19 protein-coding genes are annotated in these 15,901 nt (G+C 33.9%); 10 read left to right on the forward strand and 9 right to left on the reverse strand.

Going from position 1 to position 15,901, the window contains the following annotated elements:
- Positions 1–64: 64 nt before the first annotated feature.
- Positions 65–463 (reverse strand): cytidine deaminase, encoded by a 399-nt coding sequence (locus JRC48_RS01845; RefSeq protein ID WP_235070176.1) that lies wholly within the window; start codon positions 461–463, stop codon positions 65–67.
- 395 nt (positions 464–858) lie between these two features.
- Between JRC48_RS01845 and JRC48_RS01850 the strand changes: the two genes are divergently transcribed.
- A complete protein-coding gene (locus tag JRC48_RS01850) occupies positions 859–1,485 on the forward strand; it encodes a ParB N-terminal domain-containing protein (protein ID WP_235070177.1) in 627 nt (208 codons plus the stop codon).
- On the opposite strand, the gene JRC48_RS01855 is transcribed toward JRC48_RS01850, so the two are convergent.
- Positions 1,482–2,126 carry a restriction endonuclease gene (locus JRC48_RS01855; protein ID WP_235070178.1) on the reverse strand — a complete coding sequence of 215 codons (645 nt, stop codon included), beginning with the start codon at positions 2,124–2,126 and terminating at the stop codon, positions 1,482–1,484. The genes JRC48_RS01850 and JRC48_RS01855 overlap by 4 nt on opposite strands.
- A gap of 116 nt (positions 2,127–2,242) precedes the next feature.
- Positions 2,243–2,434 carry a hypothetical protein gene (locus tag JRC48_RS01860; protein WP_235070179.1) on the reverse strand — a complete coding sequence of 64 codons (192 nt, stop codon included), beginning with the start codon at positions 2,432–2,434 and terminating at the stop codon, positions 2,243–2,245.
- 607 nt (positions 2,435–3,041) lie between these two features.
- Between JRC48_RS01860 and JRC48_RS01865 the strand changes: the two genes are divergently transcribed.
- Together JRC48_RS01865 and JRC48_RS01870 are read left to right on the forward strand one after the other, a co-directional pair.
- The gene (locus JRC48_RS01865; RefSeq protein WP_235070180.1) at positions 3,042–4,034 is read left to right on the forward strand and encodes an RNA polymerase sigma factor RpoD/SigA; all 993 of its coding nucleotides are present in this window, start codon (positions 3,042–3,044) and stop codon (positions 4,032–4,034) included.
- A 170-nt stretch (positions 4,035–4,204) separates the two neighbouring features.
- Entirely contained in the window at positions 4,205–4,903 is a 699-nt protein-coding gene (locus JRC48_RS01870) for a pirin family protein (protein WP_235070181.1), read from the forward strand.
- 132 nt (positions 4,904–5,035) lie between these two features.
- Here JRC48_RS01870 and JRC48_RS01875 read toward each other — a convergent pair whose 3' ends face one another.
- Both JRC48_RS01875 and JRC48_RS01880 read right to left on the reverse strand, forming a co-directional pair.
- The gene (locus JRC48_RS01875; RefSeq protein ID WP_235070182.1) at positions 5,036–5,458 is read right to left on the reverse strand and encodes a spore coat protein; all 423 of its coding nucleotides are present in this window, start codon (positions 5,456–5,458) and stop codon (positions 5,036–5,038) included.
- Between the two features lie 43 nt (positions 5,459–5,501).
- Positions 5,502–5,897 (reverse strand): spore coat protein, encoded by a 396-nt coding sequence (locus JRC48_RS01880; RefSeq protein WP_235070183.1) that lies wholly within the window; start codon positions 5,895–5,897, stop codon positions 5,502–5,504.
- 256 nt (positions 5,898–6,153) lie between these two features.
- Between JRC48_RS01880 and galE the strand changes: the two genes are divergently transcribed.
- A complete protein-coding gene (gene galE / locus JRC48_RS01885) occupies positions 6,154–7,167 on the forward strand; it encodes a UDP-glucose 4-epimerase GalE (protein WP_235070184.1) in 1,014 nt (337 codons plus the stop codon).
- Positions 7,168–7,221: 54 nt separating this feature from the next.
- The gene (locus tag JRC48_RS01890) at positions 7,222–7,665 is read left to right on the forward strand and encodes a VanZ family protein (protein ID WP_235070185.1); all 444 of its coding nucleotides are present in this window, start codon (positions 7,222–7,224) and stop codon (positions 7,663–7,665) included.
- Between the two features lie 27 nt (positions 7,666–7,692).
- On the opposite strand, the gene JRC48_RS01895 is transcribed toward JRC48_RS01890, so the two are convergent.
- Positions 7,693–8,193 (reverse strand): hypothetical protein, encoded by a 501-nt coding sequence (locus tag JRC48_RS01895; protein ID WP_235070186.1) that lies wholly within the window; start codon positions 8,191–8,193, stop codon positions 7,693–7,695.
- Positions 8,194–8,423: 230 nt separating this feature from the next.
- Between JRC48_RS01895 and JRC48_RS01900 the strand changes: the two genes are divergently transcribed.
- Both JRC48_RS01900 and JRC48_RS01905 read left to right on the forward strand, forming a co-directional pair.
- Positions 8,424–9,056: a YkyA family protein gene (locus JRC48_RS01900; RefSeq protein WP_235070187.1), complete on the forward strand. Its 633-nt coding sequence runs from the start codon at positions 8,424–8,426 to the stop codon at positions 9,054–9,056.
- A 59-nt stretch (positions 9,057–9,115) separates the two neighbouring features.
- Positions 9,116–9,550 carry a GNAT family N-acetyltransferase gene (locus tag JRC48_RS01905; protein WP_235070188.1) on the forward strand — a complete coding sequence of 145 codons (435 nt, stop codon included), beginning with the start codon at positions 9,116–9,118 and terminating at the stop codon, positions 9,548–9,550.
- Positions 9,551–9,616: 66 nt separating this feature from the next.
- On the opposite strand, the gene JRC48_RS01910 is transcribed toward JRC48_RS01905, so the two are convergent.
- Positions 9,617–9,943 carry a hypothetical protein gene (locus JRC48_RS01910; RefSeq protein ID WP_235070189.1) on the reverse strand — a complete coding sequence of 109 codons (327 nt, stop codon included), beginning with the start codon at positions 9,941–9,943 and terminating at the stop codon, positions 9,617–9,619.
- Between the two features lie 232 nt (positions 9,944–10,175).
- Between JRC48_RS01910 and yjeM the strand changes: the two genes are divergently transcribed.
- On the forward strand, positions 10,176–11,672 hold the full coding sequence (yjeM, locus tag JRC48_RS01915; protein WP_235070190.1) for a glutamate/gamma-aminobutyrate family transporter YjeM: 1,497 nt from the start codon (positions 10,176–10,178) through the stop codon (positions 11,670–11,672).
- A gap of 148 nt (positions 11,673–11,820) precedes the next feature.
- On the opposite strand, the gene JRC48_RS01920 is transcribed toward yjeM, so the two are convergent.
- Together JRC48_RS01920 and JRC48_RS01925 are read right to left on the reverse strand one after the other, a co-directional pair.
- A complete protein-coding gene (locus JRC48_RS01920; protein WP_235070191.1) occupies positions 11,821–13,155 on the reverse strand; it encodes a TldD/PmbA family protein in 1,335 nt (444 codons plus the stop codon).
- 3 nt (positions 13,156–13,158) lie between these two features.
- Positions 13,159–14,547, reverse strand: a complete 1,389-nt coding sequence (locus JRC48_RS01925; protein WP_235070192.1) for a TldD/PmbA family protein — start codon at positions 14,545–14,547, stop codon at positions 13,159–13,161.
- Positions 14,548–14,708: 161 nt separating this feature from the next.
- Here JRC48_RS01925 and JRC48_RS01930 point away from each other — a divergent pair, with 161 nt between their 5' ends.
- Together JRC48_RS01930 and JRC48_RS01935 are read left to right on the forward strand one after the other, a co-directional pair.
- Entirely contained in the window at positions 14,709–15,203 is a 495-nt protein-coding gene (locus tag JRC48_RS01930; RefSeq protein WP_235070193.1) for a hypothetical protein, read from the forward strand.
- Positions 15,204–15,282: 79 nt separating this feature from the next.
- Positions 15,283–15,765 (forward strand): class D sortase, encoded by a 483-nt coding sequence (locus JRC48_RS01935; RefSeq protein ID WP_235070194.1) that lies wholly within the window; start codon positions 15,283–15,285, stop codon positions 15,763–15,765.
- Positions 15,766–15,901: the final 136 nt, after the last annotated feature.

Here is a 15,901-nt window from a genome sequence, read left to right on the forward strand (position 1 = left end):
GTTATGGCTTACAAGTTTTTTTATGCTCTCACACACCTGTTTATAAAGAGCGCCTCAATGAAAATTATTTAATTTCGGAAAATTTTGCTTCTCTCCAATCATAAGGAAGAAGATCGATGAGCTTGACAGCTCTTTGACGATTTATTAAGACCTCCGCTTTAATATTGTGATCATTTAATTGGCTAATGAATTCTCGACAACGACCACAAGGAGGTAATATATTTCCACGTTTATTAATAGCTACCATTTTCACAATGTGACTTTCACCTGCTGTTAACATCGCAGCGGCAGCGGCATGCTCAGCACAAAATCCCATTGAACAAGCGGTTTCGATACAAATACCTGTATAGATATTTCCACTGTTCGTTAAAATGGCGGCAGCTACACTTCCTGCTTCAGCCGTTGAAGAAAGTTGTCGAGGATTTAATACTTGGGTGGCTTTTTCAATTAATTCTTCGAACATCCATTGTCCCTCCTTTATTACGACAAATGATCAGTCTATTATAGTTTATGCGACATTACTAAAAACATAATCCGTTCGTAAAAATTTGCTTTAATCCACACAAAAATAGTCAATTTTTTAATAGTTTCTAAGATAATCTAACAGTATTCAATCACAAAAATACTCGTCATGAACTGGATTTAGTACATTCCTTTAAAATGAGGTGGAATGATTAAATCCAATTTGAAGATAGGTAACATAGTAGTTTGCATAAGATTAAATTGATAAAAAATCAAATAAGTGATTTCTGTTTAAGGAATCATTTAAAAAGAATACATATTTTTTAATGATTAGAAATTAAAAAGTGATGAATCACTCATATCATTAGTATATGACGTACATTAAGGGGGAGTGAAATGAGAGTTGAAAGATGCGAAGATAATGGCCTTGAAACACATGAAGGAATAAAAAATCATAATACTTCGTTTTGGCTGTTTAGTGATGAGAAGAGTCAGCCGTTAAGATATGAGTTTGAAATCATAAATCATCATCAGGCGATTTTACATACTAAAGCAGCCCACTGTCCGCAGGTAGTGATTGAAGAGTTTTTATTTTATAGTGGATTTATTAGTCATATTGAAACAAAAGAGAGGCAGGTTCTTTATCATCAACCTAAAAAAGAGATTTTATCATTAAATCTTTTAAGTATTCAACCGAGTCAGTTATACATTAATGAAAAAAAGCTTAACCAGTTGTTAACGTGGATTAAACGACCTGAACAAGTCATTGTTTCAGTTATTAAAAGGGGGAAACAATGGGTTTGCATTGATGGTCATACTCGGTTAAAGGTTGCACAGTTGTTAGGATTTAAAGAGGTATCTGTTTATGTTGATGAATTTGAACCTTGTATCGATGATTTCGTCGAATTATGCCGACGAAATCAAAAACTTACGATCAACGATCTTCCTATCATCTCACATGAAGATTATCAGATTCAGTGGTCTTTATTTTGTCAGCAGTATTTTAGGAAAAAACAATCTTAATCGTCTGAACTGTGAATTAATGTTTCAATTAATTCGTCTCCGTTAATTAAATAAATGGGTTTATCGTCTGAAAACTCATAACACTCCTTAGAAAAGTGACCAAGTGTCACAAAAACGCCTTGATCGATTTGATTACTTCGCATCATTAAATGAAGTCGATCTAAGTAAGACTGAGGAATGGGATAATCTAGCGCGTTTAATAAACAAGAGACTAATATTTTTTGATCATCTAGATACATTTCAATATCATAAAAATGTTTATTCATACGTGGGGTTAAAAAAATGCGTTTAAAACCTTTCATTCGAAATAAGTCGGCAACCAATTCACCAAAATCATAAGGATTCATGGATGCGACTTGTTCACGGATGGCCATTTTTTTAAGATTGAGCTTTTTCTCTTCTAAATCCATTCGTACACGATCCATTTTTAAATCACGAGAATAAGAATAATATTTTAAACCGCAAATCGTGAGAAAAGAAAAAAATAAAAAAAGTAGAACGTATTGTGACAGCGTCCAATTGGCAAAACTAATATTTAACGTGTATCGAATTTGAAACAGAAAAAAGATAGCTAACAAAAGTGAGCAGTAAAAGAAAAATGTCATATGTTGACGTGCAGATTTTAATGAGTTTGATGGCATCATTAATTCCTCCCGTATTGGATATAGATATAGTTTTCAATTTATTATTGGTTATAAATGGTACTAATATACAAAGAAATAAAAAATCCTATCCAAGATGGATAGGAAGATCTTAATTATCGCTTTAATAACTGTTCACTATTTCGGCGATCTTTTGAAGATTGAGTGAAACGTTTAGCTTCTGGTAAAGATTTTTTAACTTCAAGACGTGTATCGGCCACATTACCTGTTCCAAATTCCACATCTGATTTATTTTTTACCTGTTGCATTGAAGCGTTCATAGGAGAACCCATTTCATTTTTACCCATGTTCATTCCACCTTTCAAAATTCCATATGTTGAGTTGGAATTTTGATATTATTATGTGAGAAAAAGTGATAATTATAAAGAAAAATTAATATAATCAAAATGGAAATAGTGTTAACCTAACGTTAATCCTTCAGTTTGATTAAAAATAGAATGATTTTAACAAGTGGTTAATAGTAGATGAAAGTTTGGTTACTTGCATCAAAGTGAGGTTTGGACTTAAGCTTTTATAAAATGAGATGAAGAAATTTTATTAGTGATCAGATGATAGCAAAGTAGTGGTAGAATCTGATGAAATGATAAAAGCAATAGCTATCTTTTGCCATGAATGGGTCAGCCATTTTAAATTTGAGGTAGTGAAGTGACGAACAAGAGAGAATCTTTAAAAAAAGTAAATTCAAATGATATCATCTACTTATCAGTAGTCGGAAGTTTAGTAAAAGAAGGTGAACATCTTATCATGAGATGAGTCAAATATTCGAACTAAAATTTTTACCATACAGCAGTTTCTAATATTTGAGTTATTGCAAATAAATAAGAAACTAAAAATCAAGAAAATGAGCAACCGTTAAAGAGCAAAATCAGTTCGATGAGAAAGAGGGGATATCGAATGAATCATACAGAAGTCGCTAACCTAAAAAACAGTGAGAAAAAAAGAAAAACTGTGATGACTGATTCAAAGAGGGGAGAGGGTAATGGAAAAATGAATACGAAAAGTAAGAAATCAACAATGACCCCGGAATCCGGTAGTGCCCATAACCTTTTAATGAGAAAGCATTCAAATGATTATCAATATAACTTAGAGTATTTAAAAAAATATCGTCTTGAAAACGATGAATCTGCGCTTGAATGGTTAATTTTTAATAATACAAATTTAGTTCATAAAATTATTGGTCGTTACACTAAATTTTATCATCACAAATTAGACTACGATGATTTATTTTCTGTAGGATTAGAAGGATTAATGAAAGCCATCGAAAAATTTGATTTTAATTATGATAATAATTTTTCAACGTATGCGACGTATTGGATTAAGCAAGCGGTGACAAGAACGATTGCGGATGAAGGATTTACCATTCGCATTCCTGTTCATATGTTTGAATCGATTAATCAAGTGATGCGCTACGAACAAAAAGCCGATCAAGGGGATGAGCCTATCGATGTTAGTGATTTATGCGGAGAATTAAATATTCCTGTTGAAAAGTATGAAGCAGTTAAACGCGTTCAAACGTATATGTTAAAACCAACATCGTTAAACGGATTCGTTTCAAAAGAAGATGAAGATACTGAATTGCAAGATTTAATTTCAAATGATAATGAGTTATTACCGCAAGGTGGATCAAGAATGTATGATAATCCAGAAAAGAAAGCGATGGATGAAGATTTAAAAGCTTATATGGATAAAATGATTTTAAGTTTAAATCCACGTGAACAATTTGTCATTACCCATCGATTTGGATTAAATGGAGCTGAAAAGAAAACGTTAGAAGAAATCGGTGAAATTGAAGGCGTAACACGTGAACGCATTCGTCAAATTGAAGCTAAAGCGATGAGAAAGTTACGAACATTACTTATTCGCTATAAAGAATATTTAGTTAATTAAGTCATATCCAAAGTGATAGTGTTTCAACTATCACTTTTTTGTACCAAATATTTGGTTTATTTGTCTTGAATTAACACCTAATATGAGAATTAAACTATGATAGAATAAATAAAGGGTTGATTCATGGATAGGAAGGAGCGGGTAGTAAAAGGGAAGGAGAGTTAGTAGCAATGATAAAAAAAGTTGATCATAAAGAATTAGGAACAGCTTATCATACATGGCTTCAAAGTTTATTTCACTTTTCAAATGCAAACTATCATCAGCCTTCAAAAAAATTTGGTGTTCTTCGCGTCATTAACGATGATATTTTACATGCGGGGAGTGGACATGATTTACATAAACATAAAGAGGTTGAAATTTTAACTTATATTCTAGAGGGAAGTTTGACGCATACGCCTCATCAGTTTGAAATTAAAACGCTCAACCGAGGGGATTTTTATTATATGTGTGCAGGAAACTTGATCGAACATGGTGAATTTAACTGGGGAAACACACCGGTACGCATGATTCAAATTTGGATGGCACCAAAGCAAAAATCGTTAATGCCAGCAATCAAGTATGCTTCATTTAATCAAGAAAACAATAAAAATAAGTGGCACTTAATAGCTGCTTCAACAGATGATGCCCCTCTTAAAATTCATCAAGAGGTTAAAGTCTGGTTGACTCATTTAGAATCAGATAAAATGCTTCATTTTGAAGTTTGTGAGGGACGTCAAGCTTACTTAATTCAATTAGAGGGTCTCTCACAAATAAATGAAGAACAGATGAACCCACGTGATGGGTTAGAAATTTATGAAGATTTGATTGAAATAAAAGCAAAGACAGATAGTCATCTCATCTTGATTGAAATGCCGTTAGCTCAAAGCTAATGATGACTAAAGGCTAGATGTATCCTAATATAGAAAAAGAAAACACACGATGAATGGGAGTTATTAACCCAAAGAAAATCGTGTGTTTTTTAATTCGCTAATGAAAGTTTTTAGATAAAAATCGTTCGTTAATTAAGCAGCAACGATTTTAGCAGAAATTTTTGCTAATAGCTGAATAACCGCTTGGACAACCAATTCTACTTGAATTTGTTGTTGATTGATGGTAAGATCACCCGAACATTCAATAGCAATAATCTCTTTTTGAGATTGTATCACTTTTAATTGCTGAATCAGTTGTTGAAGGTCAGTTGTATCGGCGTTATCTTGAGCATCGAAAGCAGCAATAATTGCTTCAATAGCAGCTTGTAAAGAAATTTGAAGGGCAATTAAGGCTTGTGCTTCTTGTTGATTGAGCGTGATTCCATGACTTTTTTTGATAAAAAGTGTTTGGGTTTGTGTTTGGGAATTAGTAATAGAACCCTCATTATTTTGTTGACCATCTGGTTGAGGACGGTTTTGATGAGGATATTCAGGGCGGTAGTAACTAGAACTCATAATGATTCACCTCACTTATGATCGATTGGGATTAAAGATATGATTAAATTTCAATAAATTTTGCTTCAAGACGCGCAAGAAGTTGAAGCGCTAATTGGATTAGTGCATCAATTTGAAGTTGTTGTTGATTAATGCTAATGCCATTACTATCTTTAATAATAATTTTTTGATTTTGTATTTGAGCTGCTTTAATTGATTGGATAACAGACTGTAACTCAACAACATCGTCGTCATCGTCATCTAAATCAAATGCAATAAGAAGTGCACTTAAGGCAGCTTGTAAAGAGACTTGAAGGATGAGAAGTGCTTGTGCTTGTTGCTGATTAATAGTAATTCCGTTTGATCCTTTAACGAAAATACCTTGATACTGTGATTGTAAAACATCTATACTCGCATCATTAGATTGTTCGCCAAGATCTTGGTCGATGTATGTAGCCATTTGTAATCACCTCACTTATTGTTTGTTACAAGATATCTTATTCTAAAAACGTTTAAATGCGGCGTGCCTTAACCTAATAAAAGGAAATTTTTTAAGAATTAAGAAATAATTTTTATGTAAACGACGAAAATCGGTTTTTTTGATAGACAAATTATGCTAAAATTTATGTGATAGTAACTACTTTAATGGTTAAATCATGAAATTAGGGTAGAATGTTAAATGAACGAAATTAGAAATAAAGGAAAGGATGAAGGATATGAAGGTATTAGTTACCGGAGGAGCTGGATATATTGGACGCACAGTTGTTTCAGCTTTAGAAGATCACGGACATACGCCAGTTATCTTAGATTCATTAGTAACAGGTCGTAAAGAGTTTACAGAAGGAAAGATTTTTTATCAAGGAGATATTGCGGATCGAACTGTTTTAGAGCAAATCTTTACGGATCATCCAGAGATTAAACATTGTATTCACTTTGCAGCTTTAATTGTCGTTCCTGATTCAGTGGAAAATCCATATGGTTATTACACAGAAAACGTGGCTAAATCATTAGAATTATTTAAAAATTTAAATGACTTAGGATGCAAAAATATTGTCTTCTCATCATCGGCTTCATTATACGATGTGGTTCCAGGATTTAAAGTAACGGAAGATGCACCATTAAAACCATCAAGTCCATATGCTCGAACAAAGTATATGATGGAAATGATTTTACAAGACTTCTGTCAAGCTTATGGAATGCATGGAATTGCTTTACGTTATTTCAACCCAATTGGAGCAGATCCTAAATTACGTTCTGGGGCACATGTTCAGTTCCCATCACACGTATTAGCTAAATTATTAGAGGCAGCTTCAAGTGAAGAAGCGATCTTTAATATTACAGGAGTTAATTGGCCAACACGTGATGGTTCAGGAATCCGTGATTATATTCACGTTTGGGATTTAGCGATGGCACACGTTAAAGCGATTGAGAACTTTGATCAAGCATTTGAACGCTCTGAAGATCCAGCGAATCCATACTTAGTTATTAACTTAGGAACAGGAAACGGCGTAACAGTAAAAGAGTTAGTATCAATTTTTGAATCAGTATTAGGTCGTGAAGTTAACAAAACTGAAACTGAGCCACGTCCAGGAGATGTAGCAGGTGCTTATGCAAGCTGTGAACGTGCTAAACAGTTAATTGACTGGGAAGCTCAATATTCAATTGAAGATGGAATCCGTGATGCCTTCCGCTGGGATGACATTCGCGAAACAATTTTAAACTACAATTAATAAAAATAGCCCCTCTAGTTTGATAATTAGAGGGGCTCATTATGAGGATGAAAGATGAAATTAAGATTGAAATGGTTTGCTTTATTGGCTTGGACGATAATTATCTTTTTGTTTTCTGCTCAGACTGGAGAACAATCGTCTGAAAGTAGTGGAGTAGTTGAGCAGCTACTTTCAATTTTTTCCTTTATTCCACATGAAATTTTCGGAATAGAGTTGCAGTTAATCATTCGAAAAGGAGCTCACTTTACGGAATATTTTATTTTATATGGGTTAATGTTTAATGTATTAATTGATTATCAACCATTTAAAAAAGCATTGACACTCGCTATTTTGTTTGTTTTTTTATATGCTTGTACAGATGAATTTCACCAATCCTTTGTTCCAGGTCGTGCTTGTACCTTTATGGATGTGTTAATTGATACGAGTGGTGGTCTGTTGGCTATGATCTTCATCATGCTTATTCATCAAATTTCCCCATTCATCACAAAAAAGGCTTAAAGAGTAGTTGTTCTTTGAGCCTTTTATTTATTCAGTATTATCAACGATTGTTTCATTTGTTTCAGGTGATGAGCTTGTCGCACTTGAAGAAGAAAGAATTTGGTCTTGAAGCTCGGCTACTATTTGTTTGAGCTCATTAATTTCATTGCGAAGTTCTTTTTTTTCAATCTCCGCAATTTTTGCTTGACGACGTTGCTCAAGCTCCTGTAAATAAAATCCCTGCTCGGCAATATATTCGATATTAGTTGCAATGACCTCTAAAAAGTTACCAATGGCTTCTTGCTCTTCTGGACGTTTTGCTTCCATAGCGATAAAAATAGCGATAAGGTAGCCGAGTGTCACAAAAGTATAAGGATCAAGTGAAAGTAAAAAAGGTAAGAATGGTGGACATTCCGGTGGAACCCGATCTTTTGCATTTACTTTTTCTTCAGTTTGACCTAACCCTTGGTCGATATCGTTTTCATTTGGAATAAAGCTAGAAGTAGGTTCAGTAGGAGAGGGAGGAGGTGGAGCGAAAGCCTCGCGCATAATAAATAACCCTCCTTTAAAATCATACGTAAACTAAGTATAGTGATTGACCTATTATAAGTTATGATAAATTCAGTAGAATGGTATCTTAATTTAAGTCATTTAGATCATTAATCATGATGTTTTTAGTTATACTAAGTAAAAATTTACAGTTTTAATCGGCATGACGTATGAAATATTCTCCCAAAGATACACTAATGGATGATAAATGATTTAAAGGAGTGACAAGGGTGAAGCAATGGATTCAAATACTATTTATCATGTTGGTTGTTGTGTTAAGTGGGTGTCGTTCTCAAGAACAAAAGGCACTTTTTAGTGATTTAAATCATCAAATTACTAATCAGAATGCATGTAACATTAATAATGAAACATTAACGAATTTAATCAGTACGGAAACGGCTATTTATAATGAAATCATCGAAAAAGGATTTGATTCTTTTGAGGATATTTCCCCTTTACTTGAAGAAGGGAAAAAGAACGTTGAAGAAAGTTCTAAGTACTTAAATGACTATCAAACGTGTATTTTGCAAAATCAGATAAATGAGCAGATGGTAACAGAAGAAATCAATTTAATCAAAGATCCAACCATTAAACAAGCCACAGAGGAATTGGTTACAAAGTATGTGCAGTATGAAGCGAGTTTAAATGAGTATGTGGAGTCCCTACTCACTTTAAATGAAGCAGAAGCTTTATTTTATAATGAAGTAAATGAAACGACGACGATTTCTAAGCTCGATGAGTTGATGACGAAGATGAATACAGCTATTGAGAACGCTCAAATGAATTATTTAACTCATCAAGAAAGTTTAGCAGACTTTAATAGTAGCTATACTTCGTATTATGAAAAATACATGAGATCATAAATGATGAATCTAAGAGAAAGGAGAGGCTATTACAAAGGAGAGGTAATAGCAATGAAACGATGAATGTTATTTTAGCGACAAATCAAAAACATTTTGCAGACGCCTTCAGAATTCGCACCAATGTGTTTGTGGGGGAACAAGGCGTACCCGCTCATGAGGAGATAGATGAATTAGATGGTTGTGTTCCTATTTTTGTAGCTTATGAAAATGAGGTGGCAATGGGAACAGCGCGAATCATTTTAAAAGACAATCAGGTTGCAAAAATAGGCCGTGTGGCAGTCACAAAAGAATGTCGAGGGCATGGCGTTGGAAAAGAGATGATGAGTGCGGTCATGGATTATATTACTGAAGAGACTCAAGCGATTGAAATTCAGTTAGATGCTCAGCTAACAGCCATTAAATTTTATGAGACGTTAGGATTTATCGCATATGGTGATGTTTTTAAAGATGCCGGAATCGATCATATGGCGATGAAATATATCATTAAACGATAAAAAGACAATGAAAAAATTTCATTGTCTTTTTATCTATAGCGATTTAATTTAAATGATGATGAATTTTTAATGAAGATGATATTTTTCTAATGTAGGTTCGCTATTTAGTAATTGAATAAATTGAGAATACTTATCTGGTGATTTAGCAATTTGAGCTAAGTAATCACGAATTTCATCTTCTTGTAAAGCGCGTAGTGAATATTCAAGAATCGGTTGTTCAGGTGATTGAGTAAAGACAACATCATATTCAATCGTTGTTCGTTCAATAACACGGCTAGTTTGAATGAATCCAAAGTAATCAATCCCTAAATCTGATCGATGAATATCTTTGTTTTTAAACTCAAGTTGTTGAACAAATTGATAAGGCTTAAAAAGTGGGGTCGGTTCTAACATCCTCTCATCTCCTTAGAAACGTTTATGTTAACGATTACAATTATAGTTTATCGTAACAAATTTAATAAAATGGATGAAAAAAGACGAAAAACACAGCATTGTTATTGACAAAATTCGCTCATTTTTGGTATGAATAAAATTATACCTATTGGGAATGTTAATTATGATAAAAAAATTAACATGACAGAGGTTAAAAGAAAACTTATTACAAGAGTGAGAGAAGGTTAAAGGAATGTCAAAAAGTACAACAGGAAAATTAACATTAGTGTCATTAATTTTGATGATTTTCACATCTGTCTTTGGATTTGCTAACATGCCTCGTGGATTCTTTTTGATGGGTTATGCTGCAATTCCATGGTATATCATCTCAGCTATTACATTCTTCATTCCTTTTGCATTTATGATTGCAGAATTTGGAGCTGCTTACAAAAATGAAAAAGGTGGAATTTACTCGTGGATGGAGAAGTCAGTCGGACCACGTTACGCTTTTGTAGGAATCTTTATGTGGTATGCGTCATATATCATTTGGATGGTTAATGTCGCATCAACAATCTGGATCCCATTATCAAATATGATTTTTGGTCATGATACAACGAGTCAATGGGGAATCTTAGGCTTATCTAGCACACAAGTTCTTGGATTACTAGGAGTGGCTTGGTTGTTATTAGTATTTTTCTTAATCTCAAAAGGATTAGAAAGTATTAAAAAGGTAACATCAATTGGTGGTTCAGCTATTGCTTTACTAAATGTTGCTTTACTAATTGGTGGAATTACCATTTTAATTTTAAATAAAGGTCAATTAGCTCAACCTATTTCAAGTATGACTGAAGCATTTACAGTGTCTCCTAATGCTAATTATCAAAGTATGCTAGCGATGTTATCATTTTTAACATTTGCAATCTTTGCGTTTGGTGGAACGGAAGTTGTGGGTGGATTAGTTGATCAAACAGAAAATCCAGTTAAAACATTCCCTAAAGGTTTATTGATTGCAGCGGGAGTTATTTCTTTAGGTTACGTCGTGGGAATTTTCATGATTGGAATTTTCACAAATTGGGATAGTGTTTTATCAGCATCAGGCGTTAATAATGGAAATGTCGCTTATATCATTATGCAAAATCTAGGATATGAGTTAGGACATGCGCTTGGATTTAGTGATGTGGTTGCTGTTCAAATGGGAGCTTGGGTGGCTCGTTTTGTTGGATTATCGATGTTCTTAGCGTTAAGTGGAGCGTTTATGACGTTATCATATAGTCCATTAAAACAATTAATTGAGGGAACACCTGAAAAGATTTGGCCAAAAAAATTAACAGAAACTAAAAATGGTCTTCCTATTAATGCAATGAAAGTACAAGCGTTTATTGCGATTGTCTTAATTTTACTTGTTTCATTTGGTGGAGAGTCAGCGGCTAAATTCTTTGATAAATTAGTTTTAATGACAAACGTCGCGATGACGATCCCATATTTATTTATCTCAATTGCATTCATTTCGTTTAAGCGCAATGATTCAATTGAAAAACCATTTGTTATCTATAAGAACAAAAGTTTAGCAATTGTGATTGCGATCATCGTCACAGTTGTCGTTGCTTTTGCAAACTCATTCTCAATTATCGAACCGATTACAACTGGAGATTATGATAAAACTTTATGGATGATTGCAGGTCCAACATTCTTTAGTTTAGTTGCTATTCTTTTATATTGGCGATATGAACGAAAAGAAAAATCAAAATAATAGTTAATTAATATGAGATTAAAAAAGAAGGTCGTAACTTGTCTGTTACGACCTTCTTTTTTATGATGAATCTTTGTGATTAATGAGTTAAATCAAACTACGGTATGGTTGATAGAGTAAAGTGTTAGTTAGCTATAAAAACGAGGATTTATTCCCCGGCTACGGTTAAAGATTTTACCCAAAGCGTTGGGGAACCGACATTAGAAGCACCAAAATCAAGATCATTTCCAATTCCTACAATCGATTGTAACAAATCAAAGAAGTTCCCTGCGATGGTCATTTCATGAACAGGTTTAGTGAGTTGTCCATCTTCAATTAAAAAGCCATTAGCAGATAGCGAGAAGTCACCAGAGATAGCATTTAATCCAGCGTGTAATCCTTGAACATCTGTAATATAAAGTCCATGATTGACCTGTTTAATGATCTCATTAAAACTTAGTGATTGTGGTTTGATGTACATGTTGCTAGGGGAGATGTTAACAGAGCTTTTAAAACTCGCACGAGAGGCGTTTCCAGTTGGAGCGACATTGAATGATCTAGCTGTTGTTAATGAATGTAAGTAAGTTTTTAAAACGCCATTTGTAATGACTTCTTTTTTAACGGTTGCGACACCTTCACCGTCAAATGAAGAACTTCCCATTCCATCTTCTAAATGAGGATCATCAATAATAGTAACTAAAGAACTAGCGACCGTTGTTTCAATTTTATCTTTTAAACGAGATAAATCTTTTAAAACAGCTTCTGCTGAGAAAATGTTACTCATCGCTTGTAAAATGTCTCCAGCGACTAAGTTTTTTAAAACAATCGGATAACTTCCGGATTTTACTTTCGTTGAACCTAGTTGTGAAAGAGCATTGTTAACGATTTTCTTTGCAAAAGATGTTGGAGTATATCGACTGAAATCAGTTCCGATGATAAAATCTCCATCATTTTTGTTTTCTCCGTTTTCAGAAACTAAAACACTAACATAGCTATAAGCGAAGTTTTGGCGTTCAAAAAGATCTAATCCTTTTGTATTTTTAAGAGAAACTTCCGTTGTTCCATTAGCAAATGAACAGTAATCCACTGATTTAACACGAGGGTCAAGAGCTAAACATTCTTTTTCCACTTCTTTTAAGAAGTTAATTTTATCTAAAGCACTCACTTCATTAAATGAATCATTATAAAGCTTTAATGAAACATAATGCTCATCACCTGGGTAAAGCGTCTCATTTTCTTCTTTTTCAATTAGTAAAGCATTATTTATAACACTTGAGATAAGAAATGGAATAGATGAATCTTCACATTTTTCTGTATAAGTATAGCCCATCTTACCATCATAGATTCCACGAAATGATAAGCCCTGTGTTTTTGAAACAGAATAGGCATCTACATTTTGCTTAAAGACTTTACATGAAAACTGATCGTTTTTCACGACATAAACTTCCATGTCTGTTAATCCAGCTTTTTTACCTTCATCAAATAGTAAATCAAAATTAATCATTCCTTATTCCCCCTTTGCTCCACCGACTGTGATTTCTTTAACACGTAAGATGGGTTGTCCAACATCTGTTGGAATCGAACCACTTGCAGCGCCACACATTCCTTGAGCACGAGCTAAGTTTTTTCCAACCATATCAATTTGATGTAAAATGGCTGGACCGTTTCCAATTAATGTTGCGCCGCGTACGGGTTCAGCAATTTTTCCATTTCGAATGATATATCCTTCATTCACTGCAAAGTTAAAATCGCCTGTTCCTGGGTTAACTGACCCCCCGCCCATACTTTTAGCATAAAGTCCATATTCGGTATTAGCAATAATTTCTTCACGAGTATGTGGCCCTTCTGCAATAAAAGTATTCGTCATTCGAGAAGTGGGTGCAAAACGATAGTTTTGACGACGTCCAGAACCCGTTGATGGCATATTCATTCGACGACCATTTAATTTATCAATCATATAGCTTTTTAAAATTCCATTTTCAATTAACACTTTACGCTGTGTTGGTGTTCCTTCATCATCAATATTCAGAGATCCCCAAGCGTTTGGAATGGTTCCATCATCAATAGCTGTTACTAAAGGATTAGCAATTTGTTCACCTAGTTTATTAGAAAAAACAGATAGTCCTTTAGAGACTGAACTCGCTTCTAGTCCATGGCCACAGGCCTCGTGAAAGATGACTCCACCAAATCCGTTATCAATAACGACAGGCATTTTTTTACTTGGACAAAGACCAGCGTTTAGCATGGTCACCGCTTGTCGAGCAGCGTCACTCGCATAGAAGTTTAAATCTAAATCTTCAATAAACTCAAAGCCTTGATGTGCACCTGGTCCGTGAGAACCTGTTTGCATTTCGTGACCGTTTGAAGCTACTGCTCGAACGAAAAGACGCGTATAAACACGAGTGTCTTCCACTAACGTTCCTTCAGTATTGGCAATTAAGACATGTTGTTTTTTTTCAGATAAACCAACAGAACTTTGAGTAATTGATTCATGATAATTTTTAATGATCTCACTAACTTGACGCATCTTATCAACTCGTCGTGACGCTGGCACATCATTTAAATCTTGTTGAATAAGGTGTTGAGTAATGATGTTTTGACGCGTCAAATTAATCGGTTGAGTTCTCATTTCACCCATAAGTGCAGAGGCGATTTCACGTGCCGTTTTTAATAAGTTTTCACGCGATGAATCATTTGTATAACCGTAAACTGAATTGGTTCCTTGAAATAAGCGGATACCAATTCCATAATCTTCTCCTCGATTGGCTTTATCAACTTTTCCCCCGATCATATCAATGGCTTGCGATTGTGTTTGTTCAACATAGATTTCAGCAAAATCAGCACCGAATGATAAAGCTTCATCTAAAACATCTTTAATTAAGATTTCTGAAAGCATAGATTGAATTCCCCCTTCGTGACTTTGAGGTTATTATACCATATTATGTTTAAAGTAATAGAACGGGGGAAAAAGTAAAAAGAAAAAATCCAACGTTAAACAGTTATAATTTTTTGAAAATGGTAAAACCTATATTTATCTACGTATAAAAAGGTGATGAAATGAAACACTTAAGTAAATGGATTTGTTTTTTAATGTTATTAGTACAAGGATCAGTCATGTCAACTTACGCGCAAAGTTATCCTGATGCGATTAGCTACATTAAAGTAATAGCTTTTAATGATGCTAATCCAAGTGAACGATTAGCGAATGTAGAAGTTGCCGTTTATAATAGTGAAGAAGAGCAGATTGGAATTTATCGCACAAATGCTGAAGGAGAAGTGTTAATTGAAGTCGTTCCAGGTCTTTTAAACTTAAAAGTTCTTAAGACGCAAGAAAATTTTGATGTGATCGATGAATATAAAGTGGTGACAATTGATACAACGACGATTGATTTGTATGAGGTTAGCTTTCCCCATCAAGCCATTGAACCAACACAGAAGCATTCATTACCAATCACAGGTTTTTCTCCGATTTATCTCATCGGAGGATTAGGATTAGTGTTATCGAGTATTGGAGTAGTCGTTGTTCGTCAATTGAGCCATGAAGAAAAATAGATTAATTTTATTAAGATTGATTTTTTTAATTTCACTCGTTTGTTTTGCTTTTCCTCAACTAAAATTGCTTGAGATGAAGATGAATCAACAGTCTTATAAAAACTTTCAGTTACTTCAAGGCGGGGTTGCTTTTAAGATGGATGACTCCATCACTCAATCCATGTCTTCGTTGGTAGAAACGGGTGAAATCATCGGTCGGATTGAGTTTTTAAACGAATCTCTTATTTTGCTTGAGGGAATTGAAGAGGTGCAGTTAGAACAAGGGTTAGGACATGATCCGATGTCCTCTTTACCAGGAAACATGGGGAATTGTCTGATCTATGGTCACCGAGAACAGTTTTTATGGTCATTAAAAGAGGTTCAGTTAGGTGATAAACTAATGGTCCGTACAACAAAAGGCGTCTTTTATTATACGGTTGAGGATATTTCAATTTTAGAACCTGATGATTCATATATTTTTGAATCAGAGAATAAAGCCACATTAACCCTGGTGACGTGTTATCCATTTATTTATTTTGGTCCAACGAAAGAACGTTATGTTGTTAAAGCAAGTTTAGATTAAAGTCTAATTCGTGAATTAGACTTTTTTTTGTTGTCAAAAGAAGAGGAAAATAAAAATATCCAAATATACTTAAAAAATTATCATGATTGGTATGTTATACTAACAAATAGTTGTTGATAATGATTATCAAGTTTAA

It is taken from the genome of Turicibacter sp. TJ11, from assembly GCF_021497505.1.
Classification (GTDB): domain Bacteria; phylum Bacillota_I; class Bacilli_A; order MOL361; family Turicibacteraceae; genus Turicibacter.